The sequence below is a fragment of the Kitasatospora sp. NPDC001095 genome (assembly GCF_053598615.1).
On sequence record NZ_JBSFKQ010000014.1, the window covers coordinates 37,238 to 56,443 of the forward strand.

Below are 19,206 nucleotides of genomic sequence, written 5' to 3' on the forward strand. Positions count from 1 at the left end.
CAAGATGCTGCTCGACCCCGGCTTCGAGCTGACCCTGCGCCCGATGCGCTACCCGTCGTTCTACGACCGGTACCGGGACGCCATCAAGAACACCTGGACGGTGGAGGAGGTGGACCTGCACTCCGACGTCGCCGACCTCGCCAAGCTCAGCGAGGGCGAGCGGCACATGATCGGCCGCCTGGTCGCCTTCTTCGCGACCGGTGACTCGATCGTCGCGAACAACGTGGTGCTGAGCCTCTACAAGCACATCAACTCGCCCGAGGCGCGGCTGTACCTCTCGCGGCAGCTGTTCGAAGAGGCCGTCCATGTGCAGTTCTACCTGACGCTGCTGGACACCTACCTGCCCGACCCGGAGGACCGCGCGGCCGCGTTCGCCGCCGTGGAGAACATCCCCTCCATCGCGCAGAAGGCCAAGTTCTGCTTCAAGTACATGAACGCGGTCGACCACATCGACTCGCTGCAGACCAAGGAGGACCGCCGCGCGTTCCTCCTGAACCTGATCTGCTTCGCGGCGTGCGTCGAGGGCCTGTTCTTCTACGGCGCGTTCGCCTACGTGTACTGGTTCCGCAGCCGCGGCCTGCTGCACGGCCTCGCGACCGGCACCAACTGGGTGTTCCGCGACGAGTCCATGCACATGGACTTCGCGTTCTCCGTGGTCGACACCGTCCGCGAGGAGGAGCCCGACCTCTTCGACGACGAGATGGCCAAGCAGGTGACGGAGATGCTGGAGGAGGCCGTCGAGGCCGAGCTCCAGTTCGCCCAGGACCTGTGCGGTGACGGCCTGCCCGGCATGAACACCGCCTCGATGCGCCAGTACCTGGAGGCCGTCGCCGACCAGCGCCTGGCCCGTCTGGGCCTGCCGATCCGCTACGGCTCGACGAACCCGTTCGGCTTCATGGAGCTCCAGAACGTCCAGGAGCTGACCAACTTCTTCGAGCGTCGCGTCTCGGCGTACCAGGTGGCCGTCGAGGGCTCGGTTTCCTTCGACGACGACTTCTAAGCAGTACAGAACAGGGGTGCCCCGCACGGCCACAGCCCGTGCGGGGCACCTGCACATGTCAGTCGGTCGAAAACTCCCCGGACTTGACCCCGGTGATGAACGAGGCCCGGGCATCGGCAGCGAACGCCAGAGCTGGCCCACTCGAGTCCTTCTTGCGCCACCCCTGAGTGGCACTGTCCGGCACAGTCACGCGCTCACACATCTTCTGATCGTCATGTCGGCGCGGCGAGGGCCGCGATCATATCCAGCGACTCCTTGGGGTTCGCCCTCGCTCCGCCCCGCCTCCACCGCCGCCGAGACCGGCCAGGGCCTGCTCCTCGTCCAGAAGTTGGCCACCCAGTGGGGCTGTTGCCCGCGCGAGGGCGGCATCGGGAAGGTCGTCTGGTGCCGCATCTCCCCCGAGCGGGCCGCCGCGTGAGCACCGTCCGGACCGACCCCGGCAACGCGCCCGACCAGTCCACCGCCGCCCTGCTGCACGACTTCAACTCGACGTACAGCGCCATGCTGACCTCCCTCGAACACGCCTGGGGCGGCAACCCGAACGAGCTCTTCACCGCGATCGGGAACATGAGCGACCTGGCCGACACCGCCCAACGGATCAACGCCGTCAAGCTCCCCGCGGACCCCCGTTTCACCTACGGCCCGGAGTGGCTCTTCGTCACCGGCTGACCGCACGCGGGCGGAGGGCTCCGGTTCACGGGGCGGAACGGTCCGCTGCACGGGCCGAGCGTCCCCTGACACCCGGGCCGATACGAAACGCGGGGGCCGGCCCGGGATTTCCCCGTGCCGGCCCCCGACTCGCCTCCGGGCGTTACGCGTTCGGCACCGTCGCGTACTTCGGGGTGCCCTCGGCCATCTGCCGCAGGGCGTCCTTGCGGTCCCGCTTCGACAGCTTGTCGATGTAGAGGGTGCCGTAGAGGTGGTCGGTCTCGTGCTGCAGGCAGCGGGAGAAGAAGCCGGTGCCCTCGACGCGGATCTCCTTGCCGTTCTTGTCGACGCCGGTGACGGCGGCGTAGTCCGGGCGGGCCAGCTCGGCGTAGGCGGTGGGGACGGAGAGGCAGCCCTCGTTGCCGTCGTCCAGGACGCGGCGGCGGTCGGCCGGGTACTCCTCCAGCACCGGGTTGATCACGTGGCCGATGTGGCGCACGCCGTCGTCGTCCGGGCAGTCGTAGACGAAGACCTTGAGGTCGACGCCGATCTGGTTGGCGGCGAGGCCGACGCCCTCGGCGGCGTACATCGACTGGAACATGTCGTCGATCAGCGCGGACAGTTCGCCGTCGAAGACGGTGACGTCCTTGACCTCGCGGTGCAGGACCGGGTTGCCGACGACGGTGATCGGACGCGCGGTGCCCTTGCTGAGGTCGGGCTCCTCACCGATCACCTTCACGGGCGTCTCGGGCGCCGTCCCCTCCACGTCGTGCTCGTGCTCGTGCTGCTCGGCCTGCTCCGCCATGTCTTCCGCTTCCGTAGGTGTACGCGTTACCTCACCAGGGTACTCAGCACACCTCTTCGAGGTCCCGGTACGCCCGGCTTCCCGGGGCCGCCGCGACCCAGCGGTCCAGCAGGGTGCGCACCAGGTGCGCCGGGGCGGCGATCCCGCACTCGCGCTCGACCAGCCAGGACATCCCGGCCGCGCCGCCCTGGCTGAGGTGGCTGAGGTGGCCGGGATGGGCGGCGTCGCCGTCGTCGTGGGGGTCGTGGTGGGCGGCGACGCCGTCGTCGGAGGCCATCCGGCTTTCCGAGCAGGCCCGGCAGAGCAGCCGCACCGAGGACGTCCAGTCCTCGGCCGCGTAGCCGGCGTCGGCCACCAGCCGCTCCAGCGCGTCCCGGTCACCGGCGGTGGCGGCCTGGAGCAGCACCACGTACGTCGGCACCGGGGAGGGCGCCCACAGCTCGATCTCGTCGAACACCGGGTAGGCGACGCCGTCGGTGACCCGCTCGCCGTGCGGGGCACCGTCGTGCAGCACCACCTCGCCCCAGCGGCGGCCGGAGGAGGGCAGCGGGATGGACAGCACCTCGATCCGGGCCGGGTCCAGCCGGCGGCCCCAGACCACCTCGGACTCGCCGTCCGGGGAGAGCCGCACCGGGGTGGTGCCGAGGTCCAGGCTGACCGGGCCGTCCTGCTGGGCACCGGGGCCTCCGGGCAGTTTCAGGCCGTACGCCTGCCAGGCGCGGCGGGCCAGCGGCCAGTCCTGGAGGGCGGTGGCGGTGATGCCGAGGTTCCACCAGTCCGGGGCGCCGTGTTCGCGATCCAGCAGGGCGACGGCGCGCAGGCCGGCCGAGCGGGCCTGTTCCCAGTCCCGGCGGAACTTGTGCAGCAGGGCGAGGTTGAACCAGGAGTCGGAGAGCCACGGCTCCAGGTCGGCGGCCATCACCAGCAGCGCGCCGGCGTCCTCGTAGCGGCCGTCGCCGATCAGCGTGAAGGCCCGGTCGGTCGTCTGCCGCCAGGTGGCGGACGGCCGGTGCCGTGCCCGGTGGAAGATCCTCACGTTCGTCCCTGCCGTCGTCGTCCGCTCAAGTCCCGTGCCACCGTGCCCGTACCGCCTCCGACGTGTGCGGGGCCCGGTGCCCCGGGTCGGTGTTCCACGCTACGACCGCATCCAACCACGCCCGCCCCCGCCCGCGCTCCCCACCGCCGAGGTTGGGGCCCGCCCCTCCCCAGCCTGCCTGTCCGATCCCGACCGCTCAACCCCTGACGGCCGCGGCCCGGGTCCCGGGGGCCGCGACGGCGGGCCCGGCGGGCCCGACGGCGGCCCCGGCCGTTCAGCGGCGGCCCCGGCCGTTCAGCCTGGCCAGGGCGTCCACCACGCGGGCGTCGTAGACCCGGCCGCGGCCCAGTCGCAGCACCTCCAGCACCTCCAACCGCCCGACCGCCTCGCCGATGCCCCGGCCGCGGGCCGCCGTGAGCAGGTCGTCGTAGGCGTTGGCGACCCGGATGATCCGGGACGCGAGCGGCACCTGGCCCTCGCCTGAAGCGGGTCCGGTCCAGGGGTCGGCCAGCCGGGCGACCTGCTCGGCGACCTGCCGGGGCACCCTGGTGCGGCTGATCACCTCGCTGCCGAGGCGCGCGATCCGCTGCTGCTCGGCGCCGGGCAGCAGCGCGGTGGCGCCGTCCGGCACCGGCTCGACCAGGGACAGCTGGCCGACGTCGTGCATCAGCGCGGCGTACTCCAGCAGAGCGAGCTCGTGGGTGCTCATGCCCAGCTCGCGGCCGAGCGCGCACGCCGTGTCCGCGACCCTGCGCGCGTGCCCGTGCGGGGTGTAGCCGGCCACTTCGGTGGCCCGGGCGAGGCTGGCGATGGTCTGCCCGGTGGTGGCCCGTACGGCGGCGGCGCGCCGGAAGGACACCTGGGCGAGCAGCAGCGGGGTGCAGAACAGCGGCAGCGCCCACAGCCCGACCTCGCCGGCCGCCAGGCTGACCAGCATCCCGGTCGCGACGATCGCCGAGCCGATGCCGAAGAGCGAGCGCAGTTCGTCCTCCAGCGCGGCCGGGAACCGCGGTCCGCCGCCGGAGCGGCGCAGCAGCGCCGCCAGGGTGGCGTCGCAGAGCGCGGCCAGCCCGGCCACGGCGGTCAGGAACACCCCGTACGCCGGGCCCTCGGGCGAGAAGCGGTCGACCATGCCGCTGTTGTAGAGCGGCTGGAAGAGGGCGGCCGCGAAGCCGACGGCGAGCAGCCTGCGGGCGGCGCCGTCGCGGCGGGCCGGGTCGGCCCAGGGCGGGCGGCGGTGCGGGTGACCGGCGCCGCCGACCAGCCAGCCCAGCAGCAGGCCGGCCCCGGTCACCGCGACCACCTGGAGCGTCCCGGGCGCGGTCGGCACTCCGCGCAGCGGCCCGAGCACGGCGTACGCCAGCGCGGCGGCCGCGCCGATCGGCGCCTGCTCCCGATCGCCCGGAAGGGTGATGCGGACGCACTCGCCGAGCGTGATCAGCGCGGTGAACGCCAGCGCGACCCCCGGCTCCGCGACCCCGCGCACCGCGACCGCGCCCAGCGCGAGCGCCAGCAGCGCGGCGGCCGCGGCATGCACCCCGCGCGTGGTGCGCCCTCGGGGCGTGCACCCCAGGACCACGCGCCCCAGCCTCCGGAGCCCGAACACCCCGGCCCCCGGCGCCGCCCGCCCGGCGGCCGTCCGCCCGGCCGCGGTACGGCCCACGTCGCCGCGCCCGGCGGCCCTCACGGCTGCCCCACCGGGGGGAAGCTCCCGCCCTGGGGCGGTACCCGGCCCGGCGGTACCCGGCCCGGCGCCGCCCGGACCGGCTCGGGCACCCCGAGCGGGATGTCCGGCACCGCCTGGATGGAGTCCTCGGAGTGCACCACCGGCTGCCAGTCGTGCCCGGCCAGCGCGTCGATCAGCGCCCGCACCATCACCGGGTCGAACTGGCTGCCCGAGCAGCGCTCCAGCTCCGCGACCGCCTCGCGGACCGGGCGTCCGCGCCGGTAGGAGCGGGTGGAGGTCATCGAGTCGAAGGCGTCGGCGACGGAGATGATCCGGGCGAACTCGGGGATCTGTTCGCCGGCCAGCCCGCTCGGGTAGCCCCGGCCGTCCATCCGCTCGTGGTGGTGCAGGATCCCGGCGTGCGCCTCGCCGAGGAAGTCGATCCCGCGCACCAGCTCGTACCCGTACACCGGGTGGATCTCCACCGCCCGGCGCTCCGCCTCGGTGAGGGGACCGTTTCTGCGCAGCAGCTCGGTGGCCACCCCGAGCTTGCCGACGTCGTGCAGGATGCCGGCGAAGCGCAGGGTGCGCAGCCGCTCGGCCTCCATGCCGAGCTGAGTGGCGATCAGCACCGAGGCCAGGCCGACCCGTTCGCTGTGGCCGCGGGTGTAGGAGTCCTTGATCTCCACGGCCTGCACCAGCGACTGCACGGTCGCCTGGTGGGCGTCGCGCTCGCGCTGCCCCTGGGCGAACACCCAGGCCGAGATGGACAGCGGCAGCAGGGCGAGCAGCGCCGCGAACGCGCCGTACGGGCCCTGCCAGAGCACCGCGACCATCAGCCCGCCGGCCGCGTGCACCAGCACCGGCAGCCCGCACACCGAGTGCGCCCCGCGCAGCAGCACCCACGGCCCGCGGCCCTCGCTGAGCATCAGCATGACACCCACCACCACCCCGTTGACCAGGCAGAACACCGCGACGGCGGCGAATCCGGGCAGCAGCGCGGCCGGGAAGCGGGAGCCGAGCAGCAGTTGCGGGCCGCGCAGCAGGTGGAAGGCGGCCGAGGAGGCGAAGGCGCACAGCGCGAGCTGGGAGCCGTTGAACAGCTGGCGCGGGCGACAGCCGCGCCCGTTCGGTCCGCCGAGCACCGCGGCCGGGGCGGCGACCAGGGCGGCGGCGGCCGGCGGGAGCATCAGCACCCCGGCGAACAGCACCGGGAAGAAGGCGTTCACCCCGGGCCGGGCGGGCACCCGCTCGGGCAGCGCCGGCCGGCGCAGCAGCCGACGCACCAGCACCAGGCAGGGCGTGGGCAGGCCCTGGGCCAGGGATTCCCAGCAGCCGTGCAGGAAGGCCAGCAGCGCGACCTTGGGCCAGTCCACCGGCGCGCCGAGCCAGTGCGGCACCCCGGGGGCGGCCGCGGCGGGCAGCAGCGGCACCAGGCAGCACAGCGCCGCCGCCGGGACGGCCGCCAGGTAGCGCGCCGCCCCCCGCGGCAGGGCCGATCCTCCACAGTCGGTAGCGATCTCGACCTCCCCGCCGTACGGACCCCGTGCTGCCTCGACCCGCCGGACGGACCGACGGTGAGTGACCGTCAGGAGAATAGGCGGCCACCCGGGCATGGGGACGCATGATGCCGCAACGGCACAGGCGGCGCACCGCCGACTCACCCGAACGAGTGAGGGCGGCTCGCGGGCGGAAACGGCAGCGGCCCCGGGAGCTCACGCTCCCGGGGCCGCTGCACTCCTTGCCCGAACCACCGACCCCCGCCCTCGGCGGCGGGCCGGTGGACTACCGCTCCCGGTCGTCGACCGACCGGTCGACCCCCGTGCGGACGTTCGACCGACGGGCCGTCACTCCGCCTGGGCGCCGGCCTCGACCGGTGCGCCGGGGTGCGCCGGCTCCTGTCCGGCCGCTCCGCCCGGTCTGGGCGCCGGCCGCGCCGACTCGGCGTGCACCTCGACGGGGGTCTCCACCGCGACCACCTGCTCACCCGAGCGCTGCCCGGCCCGGATCGAGTCGATCCTGGCCAGCACCTTGCTGCGCAGGTCCGTCGGCGTGTCGTCGCACCCGCAGGAACGCTTGATCAGCGCCTTGATCGCCTGCTCCAGCCCGTACTGCTTCAAGCAGGGCGAGCACTCCTCGAAGTGCACCCGCAACTTTACGCAGTCGCCCTCGGGCATCTCGTTGTCGAGGAATTCATAGAGGTGGTCGAGGACCTCGCCACACTCGGTTTCGTGCGGATCGCCGCAGCTCATGAGCCCGAGCCCTTCGCTTCCTGCCCTGCCCCGCTGCCGGCCGGGACGAGCCCGCGCTCACGGGCGTAATCCTCCAGCATGCCGCGCAGCTGACGGCGGCCGCGGTGCAGCCGGGACATCACCGTACCGATGGGAGTACCCATGATGTCGGCGATCTCCTTGTACGCAAAGCCTTCTACGTCCGCGAGATAGACGGCGATCCGGAATTCCTCCGGGATGGCCTGGAGCGCGTCCTTCACATCGCTGTCGGGGAGGTGGTCGAGCGCCTGGGTCTCGGCCGAACGCAGACCGGTCGACATGTGCGACTCGGCCCGGGCCAGCTGCCAGTCCTCGATCTCCTCCGCCGCGGTGCGCTGGGGCTCCCGCTGCTTCTTGCGGTACGAGTTGATGAACGTGTTGGTGAGGATGCGGTACAGCCAGGCCTTGAGGTTCGTGCCCTCACGGAACTGGTGGAACGACGCGTACGCCTTGGCGAACGCCTCCTGGAGCAGGTCCTCCGCGTCGGCCGGGTTGCGCGTCATGCGCAGCGCCGCCGAGTACATCGGATCCAGGTAGCCCAGGGCGTCGCGCTCGAAGCGCCCCCGCCGGGCCTCCTCGCTCTCCTGCGCCGACACCCGGTAGGTGTCCTCACCGATCGCCTCGGCCAGCTCCTCACCGGTGAGCGCCTCGCCCGCGGGCATGGCGTCGCCCGGGCCACGGCCCGGATCGGCCTCGTGCTCGGTCCCGACGACCGGACCCACCTCCTCGGCATGACGGGAACGGCCCACGGCGGGCCGCCCAGAAATGGAGGATATAGGGCTGACGGGCTTCTCGCCCGCGTCGAGCCACTCCGACCAGGAGGGGGCGAACGCCGCGGTGGCCTCGCGCTCCTCAGGCCGTTCCGGGCACGCGATCGAACCCATCTGCCCTGCCTCTCTCACCGGTGACTCATGCTGACGGACACGACAACCACCCCGGCCCCGCCCGCATTCCCGCCCCCCGACACCATTCACTCGCACGAGTGATCGAACGGAACCGGTCCGCGCACGGCCCGCGGCCCCGCCACCGCCCGGCCTCACACCAGCCGCAGCACCCAGTCCCCCACCGACGAGCAGATCAGGTCCAGCACCTCGTCCCGCCCCACCGGCGCCCGCTTGGGCACCTCGAACCCGTGGCTGCCGTACGGCACCGCCACCAGCTCGTGCCCCGCCGGCAGCTCCGGGAACTCCCCCGGCCCGCCGAACGGATCCGCCGCACCCTGCACCACCAGCGTCGGCAGCCCCGACCCCAGCAACTCCTCGGCCCGGCTCCTCTCCGGCCTGCCCGGCGGGTGCAGCGGGAACGCCAGCGCCACCACCCCCACCGCCCCGCTCGCCGCCCCCGTCCGGCAGGCCACCCTCGCCCCGGCGCTGCGCCCGCCCACCACCAGCGGCAGCCCCGCCCCCGCCAGCCGCTCGGCCACCGGCCGCCAGCCCAGGTCCAGCGTCCTCGGCGCCGGGGCGAGCCGCTTGCCCGCCACCCGCCAGGGCTGCTCGACCAGCGCCACGGTGACCCCCCGGGCCGGCAGCGCCCCGGCCAGCGCCACCAGGTCCCCGGCCTCGATCCCGCCGCCCGCGCCGTGGCCGAGCGCCAGCACCGCCACGGGCTCCGCGGCCCGGTGCCAGGTGATCCGGGCCTCCCCGGCGTCGGTGGGGACCGGTTCGGTGGTGCTCATCTCGGCGACTCCAGAAGTGGTCAGAACAGCGTGGTCTCGTACTCGGCCTCGGCCCACGGCTCCTTGAGCCCGGGACCGTTGTTGCGGATGCTGCCGACCGCCGGCGACACCGGGGTGGCCAGGAGCGCCCCCGGCGGCGGGGGCGTCAGCAGCCGGCGCACCCCGTCCGGGTCGGTCAGCCGCGGGTCCAGCCACTCGTCCCAGTCCGCCCGGTCCAGGAACAGCGGCATCCGCTCGTGGATCGGCGCCAGCGCCTCCTCGGCGTCCGTGGTGACGATCGTGAACGTCACCAGCCACGCCTCCGGATGCCCCGGCGGCACCGCCCGGTTTCGCCAGAACTCGTACAGCCCGGCCAGCGCCAGCGGGCTCCCGTCCACGCGGGAGACGAAGTACGGCTTCTTGCGGGCCTTCCCCCGCTCCCCCGGCACCGTCTGCCACTCGTAGTAGCCGTCCACCGGCAGGACGCACCGGCGCGCGGCGAAGGCCTGCCGGTACGAGGGCTTCTCGTGCACCGTGTCCGACCGCGCGTTGATCATCTTCACCGCCGTCTCGGCGGAGTCCGACCACTGCGGCACCAGCCCCCAACGCAGCACCCGCAACTGCCGCACCGGCCGCGGCTGCTCCCGGCCCAGCCGCTCCAACACCACGAAGGCGCTGTTCGTCGGCGCGACGTTCCAGTTGGGGTCCAGGGTCTCCTCGGGGTCCCACTGCTCGACGCCGAACAGCTCGACGATGTCCTCGGGCTTGCCGCTCGCTGCGAACCGACCGCACATGCGGGCCAGCTTGCCATGCCGCCCGTCCTCAGGGCTTCCTCATCCTCCGGCCAGAACCACCCGCTCCCTCCCAACCGTCCCCACATGGGAGGCTGCCCCGAACGGCCCAACGCGACGGCCCAGTGCGACGGACGGAGGCGGAGAGACACCGATGAACGCGAACGACCGGACCCTCGGCGACCTGTGGACCCAGGTGACCGGCACCCAGACCGCCCCGCCCGGCTGGCTCGTCCTGGCCACCGGCGCCGCCGCCCTGCTCACCGTCCTGGCCCGCCCCCTGTGGCACGTCGCCCGCAACGCCGTGACCATCGCCCACGAGGGCGGCCACGGCCTGGCCGCCGTCGCCACCCGCCGCAAACTGGCCGGCATCCGACTGCACTCGGACACCTCCGGACTCACCCTCTCCTACGGCCGCCCCACCGGCCCCGGCATGGTCCTCACCGCCGCCGCCGGCTACACCGCCCCCGCCCTGCTCGGCCTCGGCTGCGCCGCCCTGCTCGCCGCCGACCGGATCACCCTGCTGCTCTGGCTGGCGATCCTGCTGCTGCTCGCCCTGCTCCTGCGCATCCGCAACGCCTTCGGCTTCCTCAGCGTGCTCGTCGCCGGCGGCGCCTTCTTCCTGGTCTCCTGGTTCGGCAGCGCCGAGGTCCAGGCCGGCTTCGCCTACCTCGGCTGCTGGTTCCTGCTGTTCGGCGCCGTCCGCCCCGTCCTGGAGCTCCAGCACCAGCGCCGGATCGGCTGGGCCCGCGACTCCGACGCCGACCAGCTCGCCCGGCTCACCCACGTCCCCGCCCTCGCCTGGGTCACCGTCTTCCTGCTCGTCGCCCTCGCCTGCCTCGCCCTCGGCACCGCCTGGCTGCTCCAGCCCCTCCAGTAGGCGCCGCCGTCTCCGGCAGGCGTCCCGCCGTCCGACCGCCGCCAGGACTGTTCCGGCAAGGGTCCACAAGACGAGCCCTAGACTTGCCCCATGACCGAGACCCTGTGGCCCGCCCCCGTCGCGACCAGCCCCGTCGACGCCACCGTCACCATCCCCGGCTCCAAGTCGGTCACCAACCGGGCCCTGGTGCTGGCGGCACTCGCCGACGGACCGGGCTGGGTGCGCCGCCCGCTGCGCAGCCGCGACTCCCAGCTGATGGCCGACGGCCTGCGCGCCCTCGGGGTCACCATCGAGGAGAAGGTCAACAACGACTCCGGCGGCACCGGCGGCGGCGAGGCCTGGCGGGTCATCCCCGCCCCCGCCCTGCTCGGCCCCGCCTCGGTCGACGTCGGCAACGCCGGCACCGTCATGCGCTTCCTGCCCCCGCTCGCCGTCCTCGCCGACGGCCCGGTGCACTTCGACGGCGACCCGCGCTGCTACGAGCGCCCCCAGCACGGCGTGATCGACGCCCTGCGCGCGCTCGGCGCCCGGATCGACGACGGCGGCCGCGGCGCCTTCCCGCTCACCGTGCACGGCACCGGCTCGCTGGACGGCGGCCCGGTCGAACTGGACGCCTCCTCCTCGTCCCAGTTCGTCTCCGCCCTGCTGCTCTCCGGCGCCCGCTACAACCACGGCATCGAGGTCCGCCACGTCGGCGGCCCGGTCCCGTCGCTGCCGCACATCCGGATGACCGTGGAGATGCTGCGGCTGGCCGGCGCCCAGGTCGACGCCCCCGAGGACGGCGGCGAGAAGGACGTCTGGCGGGTCACCCCCGGCGCCCTGATCGGCCGCGACCTGGTGGTCGAGCCGGACCTCTCCAACGCCGCGCCGTTCTTCGCCGCCGCCCTGGTCACCGGCGGCCGGGTCACCGTGCGGGACTGGCCCAGGCACACCACCCAGCCCGGCGACCAGCTGCGCGAGATCTACACCCGGATGGGCGGCGCCTGCGAGTTCACCGACGAGGGCCTCCAGTTCACCGGCACCGGCCGGATCCACGGCATCGAGGCCGACCTGCACGACGTCGGCGAGCTCACCCCGGTGATCGCCGCCGTCGCCGCGCTCGCCGACTCCGAGTCGCACCTGTACGGCATCGCCCACCTGCGCCTGCACGAGACCGACCGGCTCGCCGCGCTCGCCAAGGAGATCAACGACCTGGGCGGCGACGTCACCGAGACCGAGGACGGCCTGCGGATCCGCCCCCGCCCGCTGCGGGGCGGCATCTTCCACACCTACGAGGACCACCGCCTCGCCACCGCCGCCGCCGTGCTCGGCCTCGCCGTGCCCGGCGTGGAGGTCGAGAACGTCGCCACCACCGCCAAGACCCTCCCCGACTTCCCGGCGATGTGGGCCGAGCTGCTCGGCGAAGCGGCGGCGGGCGCCTGAGCGGAGACTGAGCACATGCGCCGCTACGGCAAGGACGCCGACGAGGACGACATCCGCAACCGCCCCGCCCGCCGGGGATCCCGGCCGCGGACCAGGATCCGGCCCAAACACGAGGACGCCGCCGGGGCGATGGTGCTGACCGTCGACCGCGGTCGGATCACCTGCCTGGTCGACCCGGGCACGAAGCAGGAGCGCCAGGTCGTCGCCATGAAGGCCCGCGAGCTGGGCCGCAAGGGCGTCGTCGTCGGCGACGTGGTCAACCTGGTCGGCGACCTCTCCGGGGACGCCGACACCCTCGCCCGGATCGTCCGGGTCGAGGAGCGCAGCTCGGTGCTGCGCCGCACCGCGGACGACGACGACCCGTACGAGCGGATCGTGGTCGCCAACGCCGAGCAGCTGGCCATCGTCACCGCGCTGGCCGACCCGGAGCCGCGCCCGCGACTGATCGACCGCTGCCTGGTGGCGGCCTACGACGCGGGCATGGAGCCGCTGCTGGTGCTCACCAAGTCCGACCTCGCCCCGGCCGCGACGCTGCTGGACTCCTACGCCCCGCTCGGCATCAAGTACGTGGTCACCCGCCGCGACGAGCTGGAGACCACCGGCGCCGAGGCCGTCCGCGAGCACCTGCGCGGGCTGTCCACGGTGTTCATCGGCCACTCCGGCGTCGGCAAGACCACCCTGGTCAACGCGCTCGTCCCGGACCGCCGGCGGCAGACCGGGCACGTCAACGCGGTCACCGGCCGCGGCCGGCACACCACCGTCTCCGCCCTGGCGCTGCGGCTGCCCCCGCCGGCCGGCGCCAAGCCGGGTTCGAAGAAGGCCCTGAACCCCGGCTGGGTGATCGACACCCCCGGCTTCCGCTCCTTCGGACTCTCGCACATCGACCCGTCCCGGGTCATCCACGCCTTCCCCGACCTGGAGCCCGGCACCGTCGACTGCCCGCGCGCGTGCAGCCACGACGAGCCGGACTGCGCGCTGGACGCCTGGGTCGCGGACGGCCACGCGGAGGCCGCCCGGCTCTACTCGCTGCGCCGGCTGCTGGCCAGCAAGGAGGGCGAGGCCGACTGAGTCGGGCCCTGCTCCGCTCTTCCCCGGGGTTGGTGGCCCATTCTTCCCCGGGGTTGGTGGCCCGTTCGAGGTGTCGGAGCGGTCCCTCCTGGCGATCATAGGAAAGTCGGGCTATCCACGGTCCGACCGTCGATCGACAGGGAGGGCACCCGATGGCATGGGCCCTGGTGGTCCTGGCCGGCCTGCTGGAGACCGGCTTCGCGGTCAACCTCAAGCTCAGCGAGGGTTTCACCAAGCTCTGGCCCACCATCAGCTTCTGCGTGTTCGCCCTCGGCAGCTTCGGCCTGCTCACCCTCTCGCTGAAGACCCTGCCGGTGGGCCCCGCCTACGCGGTGTGGACGGGCATCGGCGCGGCCGGCACCGCGATCTACGGCATGCTCTTCCTCGGCGAGAGCACCTCGGTGCTCAAGCTGGTCTCGATCTCCCTGGTGATCGCCGGCGTCATCGGCCTCCAGCTCAGCGGCACGGCTCACTGAGACCGGGCACGGGCACCGCGGCGCACCGACCGGCTAGGGTTTCCGGCATGGCCGACTACCACGACGATCTCCGACTCGCCCATGTCCTCGCCGACTCGGCCGACTCGGTCACCCTGGAGCGCTTCCGCGCCCTCGATCTGAAGATCGAGACCAAGCCCGACCTCACCCCGGTGAGCGACGCCGACAAGGCCGCCGAGGAGCTGGTGCGCAGCGTGCTCCAGCGCGCCCGGCCGCGCGACGCCGTCCTCGGCGAGGAGTTCGGCCTGCAGGGCTCGGGCCCGCGCCGCTGGGTGATCGACCCGATCGACGGCACCAAGAACTACATCCGCGGCGTCCCGGTCTGGGCGACCCTGATCGCCCTGCTGGAGGACGGCCCGGACGGCGTCGAGCGCCCGGTGGTCGGCATCGTCTCGGCCCCGGCGCTGCAGCGCCGCTGGTGGGCGGCCAAGGGCCTGGGCGCGTTCGGCGGCCGCGGCCTGGCCAAGGCCTCCCGGCTGCACGTCTCCGGCGTCTCCCGGATCGAGGACGCGTCCTTCTCGTACTCCTCGCTCACCGGCTGGGAGGAGCGCGGCCGCCTGGACCCGTTCCTGGACCTCACCCGTGCCTGCTGGCGCACCCGCGCGTACGGCGACTTCTGGTCGTACATGATGGTCGCCGAGGGCGCCGTGGACATCGCCGCCGAGCCCGAGCTGTCGCTGTGGGACATGGCGGCCAACTGCATCATCGTCGAGGAGGCCGGCGGCCGTTTCACCGGCCTGGACGGCGTCCCCGGCCCCGGCGGCGCCGACGCCGTCGCCTCCAACGGGCTGCTGCACGAGGAGGCCCTGCGCCGGCTGAGCGTCTGAGCGGACGGGGCTTCGGAGGCCCGAGCGCCCGAGAGACGGTCGCGGCCCCCTGACCGGTGGGAGCCGGTCAGGGGGCCGCCGTCGTGCCAGGCCCGGCGCCTACTGCTTGCGCAGCTCCCGGACCGCCGCGTCCAGCCGCTGCCCGAAGTCGGCGTCGGCCTTGCGGAAGTTGTCGACCGCGCGCTCCACGACGTCCTCGCGGTCGGCGGAGACCTTGGCGATGAAGCCCGACAGGTTGCCGATCAGGCGCTGCTTCTCCTCCTCGGAGAGCAGCCGGTACAGGTCGCCGGCCTGCACGAAGTCGTTGTCCTCGGCGTGCGAGGGCGCGGCGTGGGTGCCGGTGGAGCCGTCGACGGCGGTCGCGGCCCACAGCGGGCGGCCGGTCTCCACCGGGCCGCCGAAGCTGTTCGGCTCGTAGTTCTTCTGCCGGCCGTGGCGGCCGTCGTACAGGTAGCCGTCCCGGCTGTTGGTGCGGGCCTCGGTGGCGTGCGGGCGGTTCACCGGCAGGTGGTCGGCGTTGATGCCGACCCGGTAGCGGTGGGCGTCGGCGTACGCGAACAGGCGGCCCTGGAGCATCTTGTCCGGGGACGGGCCGATGCCGGGCACGAAGTGCGCCGGGGAGAAGATCGACTGCTCGACCTCGGCGAAGATGTTGTCGGGGTTGCGGTTGAGTTCCAGCTTGCCGATCTCGATCGGCGGGTAGTCGGCGTGCGGCCAGACCTTGGTGAGGTCGAAGGGGTTGAAGCGGTAGTTCGCCGCGTCGGCCGCCGGCATGATCTGGACCTGCACCGTCCAGCTGGGGAACTCGCCGCGCTCGATCGACTCGCGCAGGTCGCGCTGGTGGCTGTCCGGGTCCTGGCCGGCGAGGGTGTTGGCCTCGTCCTGGGTGAGGTTGCGGATGCCCTGGTCGGTCTTGAAGTGGTACTTGACCCAGAAGTGCTCGCCCGCCTCGTTCTGCCACTGGTAGGTGTGCGAGCCGTAGCCGTTCATGTGCCGGTACGAGGCGGGGATGCCGCGGTCGCCGAAGAGCCAGGTCACCTGGTGGGTGGCCTCGGGCGACAGGCCCCAGAAGTCCCAGACGTTGTCCGCCTCCTGGGAGCCGGTGTACGGGTCCCGCTTCTGGGTGTGGATGAAGTCGGGGAACTTCAGGGCGTCCTTGATGAAGAAGACCGGGGTGTTGTTGCCGACGAGGTCGTAGTTGCCGTCCTCGGTGTAGAACTTCACCGCGAAGCCGCGCGGGTCGCGCACCGCGTCGGCCGCGCCGAGGTTGCCGGCCACGGTGGAGAAGCGCAGGAAGACCTCGGTCTGCTTGCCGACCTCGGACAGGAAGGCCGCCCGGGTCCAGGGCGTCACGTCGGCGGTCACGGTGAAGGTGCCGTACGCGCCGGCACCGCGGGCGTGCACCACGCGCTCCGGGATCCGCTCGCGGTTGAAGTGGGCGAGCTTCTCGAACAGCTGCTGGTCCTGGATGAGCGCCGGGCCGCCGGTGCCGGCCGTCTCGGTGTTCTGGTTGTCGGCGACGGGGGCACCCGCCTCCGTGGTCAGGGTCGGGCGCAGCTCGTCCTGGGTCGTCATGGGTGTGCCTCCGCGATGTCCGGTCGTAATGACACGATCCTAACTTGGACTTTGTCCAAGTCAACACTGGAACCAATCTCAGAGCTTGACCTACTCTGGATGACATGAGCGACCTGCTGGAGAGACTGCGCGGAAGAGGCTGGCGGCTGACCTCGCAACGCCGGGTCGTGGCCGAGGTCCTGGACGGCGAGCACGTCCACCTCACCGCGGACGAGGTACACGCCCGCGCGACGGCCCGGCTGCCGGAGATCAGCCGCGCCACCGTCTACAACACGCTCGGCGAACTCGTCGCCCTCGGCGAGGTCATGGAGGTCGCCACCGACGGCCGCGCCAAGCGCTACGACCCCAACGCGCACCGCGCCCACCAGCACCTGGTCTGCTCGGGCTGCGGCGCGATCCGCGACGTCCACCCCCAGGGCGACCCGCTCGCCGCCCTCCCCGCCACCGAGCGCTTCGGCTTCGCCGTCACCGCCGCCGAGGTCACCTACCGCGGCCTGTGCCCCGACTGCCGGCCCTGATCGGACTCCCGCCCCTGAGCGAACCGCCGGATCCGGCCGAACTCCCGCCACCAGCCCGGGACTTGGCACGACCGGCCGCTACGCGCTCAACTCCGCGTCGAGCGCGCCCAGCAGCCGCCCGGCCCGCTCGGCCACCTCGGCCGGCCCGGAGTCGATCGCCCGCCGGCACCAGTTCTCCGCCTGCACCGGCTCCCCGCGCCGCAGCGCCAGCAGCGCCAGACGCAGCGCCGCCCGACCGTGCCCGGCGTCCGCGGCCCGGGTGTACCAGAGCATCGCCTCGGCCTCGCTGTCCTGGCGGGCCAGCAGCAGCCCCAGGTTGAACGCGGCACTGCGGCTGCCCGCCTCGGCGGCCCGCCGGTACCAGCTCTCGGCGATCTCCAGCGCCCCGCGCTCCGCCGCCCGCACACCCATCCGCACCTGCGACCGGCGGTGCCCGGCGTCGGCCGCCAGCGCGTACCAGTGCTCGGCCTCGGCGTCCGCGTCCCCGCGCCGGTCCAGCAGCGAGGCCAGCCGGAACGCGCCCTCGGCCGAACCGCCCGCCGCCGCCTGCCGGTAGCGCTCCAGCGCCCCGGCCAGGTTGCCGCGCTGCTCCTGGACGACCGCGAGCTGCAGCGCCGCCTCGCCGTGCCCCTCGGCCGCGGCCCGCGCGTACCACTCGTGGGCCTGCTGCTGCTCGCCGCGCCCGGCGTGCAGCACCCCGAGGTTGAACGCGCCGTCCACGCTGCCGGCCTCGGCCGCCTTGGAGAACCAGGGCTGGGCGCCGGACTCGTCGCCGCGCTGCAGCAGCACCACGGCCAGCGCGTTGCAGGCCTCCCGGTGCCCGGCGTACGCGGCCCGGCGGTACCACTGCTCGGCCTGCTGCTCGCGGCCGGTGCCGGCGCAGAGCAGGCCGAGGTTGAAGGCGCCGTTCTGGTCGCCGGCGTCCAGCGCGACGCGGTACCAGCGCTCGGCCTCGGCGGCCTCGCCGCGGCTCGCGTGCAGCGCGCCCAGCGCGTTGGCGGCATTGCCGTCCCCGGCCTCGGCGGCCTCCTGCCACCACTCGGCGGCGGCCGCCAGGTCCCCGGAGTCGCGCAGCAGGAAGCCCAGCGCGCACGCCGCGCGCGACTCCCCGTTCTGCGCGGCCTGCCGGTACCAGCGGGCCGCCTCGTCCAGCAGCGACCGGTCGGTGCGGGCGCGTTCCTCCAGCAGCACGCCCAGGCGCAGCGCGGCGCGGGCGTGGCTGCGGGCGGCGGCGGTGCGGTACCAGGTCTCGGCGGTCTCCTTGTCCCCGGCGGCCTCGCGCATCCGGGCCAGCCGGTAGGAGGCCTCCCGGTGCCCGGCGTCGGCGGAGACCTTGAACCAGCGTTCGGCGCGCACGTCCCGCCGGTGCTCCATCAGGTCGCCCAGCGCGTACGCGCCCAGCGGGTGGCCGTGGTCGGCGGCGAAGTGCAGCCAGTACTCGGCGGCCTCCTCCTCGCCCTGGTCGCGCAGTTGCAGCCCGAGCGCGTGCGCGGCCGGCGCGCTGCCGGCCACGGCGGCGTGGCGCCACCACTGGCCGGCCTCGGCCCGGTGGCCCTGCTGGTGCAGCAGCACGCCGAGGTTGTTGGCGGCGGCGCGCACCCCGGCGGCCGCGGCGGCGCGCAGGTACGGCTCGGCCTCCTCCAGCTCCCCGCGGCGCAGCAGCAGGGTGCCGAGCCGGCAGGCGGCGTCCGGGTCGCCGCCGTCGGCGGCCTGCCGGTGGCGGGCCTCCAGGGCGGCGGACTCGCGAGCGGCCAGGGCGGTCTCGAAGCTGGTCGAGTCGAGGCCCGCCGGGTCGAGCGCGGCGCCGGCGGCCGACTTCCCGCCGGAGTCCTCCCCGTACGCGCCGACGGCGGCGGCGAACTGACGGGTCGACACGTGGACCAGACTGTCCGGCCCGTAGCCCGGGGCCGGGGGGCGTTCGGACAGTCCGCTGGTGCGCTGGGCGGGCAGGGCTCCGGGGTGGTTGGCGGTGGCCTCGGCGCTCTCCGCCCAGGCGTCGGTGTCCGCCTCGGCGGCCGCCGAGGACCTGGCGCCTGACTTGCCGATCAGCCTCATGCCGACTCCCGCTCCCCCAGAGTGTCGCGGCATCGTGCCCCGGCGCGCGGCCGGGGGGACTCCCAGGAGAGGCGCCGGACCCGACGGCCGGTCAGCGGCCGTGCACCGTCCCCCATGTGTCCCATCGTCGCATCACCCAGTACCCGCGTACACCTGCCCCGGCCGAATTCCGGCGGGGCCGACCCGAAGCCGACGGAATTGCTTCGGCGCTTTGTCGATTTCCCGACACTTCAACCCCACAAACCCCGCTGCCGTCGTCCTTGGCGACGGTCGATAGTACCGGAGCGGTTCCTGCCGCTTCCGGGGCGAGAACGGCACGGAAAACACCAGAGGCCCGGAGGAAGTATCCTCCGGGCCTCTGGCCTTTGTAGCGGGGACAGGATTTGAACCTGCGACCTCTGGGTTATGAGCCCAGCGAGCTACCGAGCTGCTCCACCCCGCGTCGGTGATTGAACCCTAGCACGGACGCGGGGTGGAACGGAAAACGGTTGCCGCAG

At 73.6% G+C, this 19,206-nt stretch carries 18 protein-coding genes and 1 tRNA gene; 8 read left to right on the top strand and 11 right to left on the bottom strand.

Features of this window, described 5'->3' with window-relative positions; all coding sequences use genetic code 11:
- The first annotated feature begins 4 nt into the window (after positions 1–4).
- Complete coding sequence (locus ACWDBB_RS15250) at positions 5–1,000, top strand: ribonucleotide-diphosphate reductase subunit beta (protein WP_392874237.1); 996 nt, start codon at positions 5–7, stop codon at positions 998–1,000.
- A gap of 414 nt (positions 1,001–1,414) precedes the next feature.
- Positions 1,415–1,669, top strand: a complete 255-nt coding sequence (locus ACWDBB_RS15255; RefSeq protein WP_449790016.1) for a hypothetical protein — start codon at positions 1,415–1,417, stop codon at positions 1,667–1,669.
- A gap of 142 nt (positions 1,670–1,811) precedes the next feature.
- Here ACWDBB_RS15255 and def read toward each other — a convergent pair whose 3' ends face one another.
- The 8 genes from def to ACWDBB_RS15295 all read right to left on the bottom strand — a co-directional run bounded on the left by def (position 1,812) and on the right by ACWDBB_RS15295 (position 9,873).
- On the bottom strand, positions 1,812–2,453 hold the full coding sequence (gene def / locus ACWDBB_RS15260; protein ID WP_449790017.1) for a peptide deformylase: 642 nt from the start codon (positions 2,451–2,453) through the stop codon (positions 1,812–1,814).
- 43 nt (positions 2,454–2,496) lie between these two features.
- Positions 2,497–3,489 carry a tetratricopeptide repeat protein gene (locus tag ACWDBB_RS15265; RefSeq protein ID WP_392873328.1) on the bottom strand — a complete coding sequence of 331 codons (993 nt, stop codon included), beginning with the start codon at positions 3,487–3,489 and terminating at the stop codon, positions 2,497–2,499.
- Between the two features lie 274 nt (positions 3,490–3,763).
- Entirely contained in the window at positions 3,764–5,026 is a 1,263-nt protein-coding gene (locus ACWDBB_RS15270; RefSeq protein WP_449790018.1) for an HD-GYP domain-containing protein, read from the bottom strand.
- Positions 5,027–5,172: 146 nt separating this feature from the next.
- Positions 5,173–6,588: an HD-GYP domain-containing protein gene (locus ACWDBB_RS15275; RefSeq protein ID WP_449790019.1), complete on the bottom strand. Its 1,416-nt coding sequence runs from the start codon at positions 6,586–6,588 to the stop codon at positions 5,173–5,175.
- 414 nt (positions 6,589–7,002) lie between these two features.
- A complete protein-coding gene (gene rsrA, locus ACWDBB_RS15280; protein ID WP_449790020.1) occupies positions 7,003–7,407 on the bottom strand; it encodes a mycothiol system anti-sigma-R factor in 405 nt (134 codons plus the stop codon).
- The gene (locus ACWDBB_RS15285; protein WP_449790021.1) at positions 7,404–8,309 is read right to left on the bottom strand and encodes a sigma-70 family RNA polymerase sigma factor; all 906 of its coding nucleotides are present in this window, start codon (positions 8,307–8,309) and stop codon (positions 7,404–7,406) included. The genes rsrA and ACWDBB_RS15285 overlap by 4 nt, the downstream gene beginning before the upstream one ends.
- Positions 8,310–8,461: 152 nt before the next feature.
- The gene (locus ACWDBB_RS15290) at positions 8,462–9,100 is read right to left on the bottom strand and encodes an alpha/beta hydrolase family protein (protein ID WP_449790022.1); all 639 of its coding nucleotides are present in this window, start codon (positions 9,098–9,100) and stop codon (positions 8,462–8,464) included.
- Between the two features lie 20 nt (positions 9,101–9,120).
- Positions 9,121–9,873, bottom strand: a complete 753-nt coding sequence (locus tag ACWDBB_RS15295) for an SOS response-associated peptidase (protein ID WP_449790023.1) — start codon at positions 9,871–9,873, stop codon at positions 9,121–9,123.
- A gap of 151 nt (positions 9,874–10,024) precedes the next feature.
- On the opposite strand from ACWDBB_RS15295, the gene ACWDBB_RS15300 reads away from it, so the two are divergent.
- The 5 genes from ACWDBB_RS15300 to hisN all read left to right on the top strand — a co-directional run bounded on the left by ACWDBB_RS15300 (position 10,025) and on the right by hisN (position 14,561).
- Complete coding sequence (locus tag ACWDBB_RS15300) at positions 10,025–10,750, top strand: M50 family metallopeptidase (protein WP_449790024.1); 726 nt, start codon at positions 10,025–10,027, stop codon at positions 10,748–10,750.
- A gap of 90 nt (positions 10,751–10,840) precedes the next feature.
- Positions 10,841–12,172: a 3-phosphoshikimate 1-carboxyvinyltransferase gene (gene aroA, locus ACWDBB_RS15305; RefSeq protein ID WP_392873350.1), complete on the top strand. Its 1,332-nt coding sequence runs from the start codon at positions 10,841–10,843 to the stop codon at positions 12,170–12,172.
- Positions 12,173–12,187: 15 nt separating this feature from the next.
- Complete coding sequence (gene rsgA / locus ACWDBB_RS15310) at positions 12,188–13,240, top strand: ribosome small subunit-dependent GTPase A (protein ID WP_449790025.1); 1,053 nt, start codon at positions 12,188–12,190, stop codon at positions 13,238–13,240.
- Positions 13,241–13,392: 152 nt separating this feature from the next.
- Positions 13,393–13,716, top strand: coding sequence for a DMT family transporter (locus ACWDBB_RS15315; protein ID WP_449790026.1), 324 nt, complete (start codon positions 13,393–13,395; stop codon positions 13,714–13,716).
- A gap of 47 nt (positions 13,717–13,763) precedes the next feature.
- Positions 13,764–14,561, top strand: coding sequence for a histidinol-phosphatase (hisN, locus tag ACWDBB_RS15320; RefSeq protein WP_449790027.1), 798 nt, complete (start codon positions 13,764–13,766; stop codon positions 14,559–14,561).
- Between the two features lie 99 nt (positions 14,562–14,660).
- Here hisN and ACWDBB_RS15325 read toward each other — a convergent pair whose 3' ends face one another.
- Positions 14,661–16,136: a catalase gene (locus ACWDBB_RS15325; RefSeq protein ID WP_449790028.1), complete on the bottom strand. Its 1,476-nt coding sequence runs from the start codon at positions 16,134–16,136 to the stop codon at positions 14,661–14,663.
- A 104-nt stretch (positions 16,137–16,240) separates the two neighbouring features.
- Between ACWDBB_RS15325 and ACWDBB_RS15330 the strand changes: the two genes are divergently transcribed.
- Entirely contained in the window at positions 16,241–16,654 is a 414-nt protein-coding gene (locus ACWDBB_RS15330; protein ID WP_449790029.1) for a Fur family transcriptional regulator, read from the top strand.
- 78 nt (positions 16,655–16,732) lie between these two features.
- Here the strand turns inward: ACWDBB_RS15330 and ACWDBB_RS15335 are convergent, their stop codons facing one another.
- Together ACWDBB_RS15335 and ACWDBB_RS15340 are read right to left on the bottom strand one after the other, a co-directional pair.
- Positions 16,733–18,709 (bottom strand): tetratricopeptide repeat protein, encoded by a 1,977-nt coding sequence (locus ACWDBB_RS15335; RefSeq protein ID WP_449790030.1) that lies wholly within the window; start codon positions 18,707–18,709, stop codon positions 16,733–16,735.
- A gap of 368 nt (positions 18,710–19,077) precedes the next feature.
- Positions 19,078–19,151, bottom strand: a tRNA-Met gene (locus ACWDBB_RS15340).
- Positions 19,152–19,206: the final 55 nt, after the last annotated feature.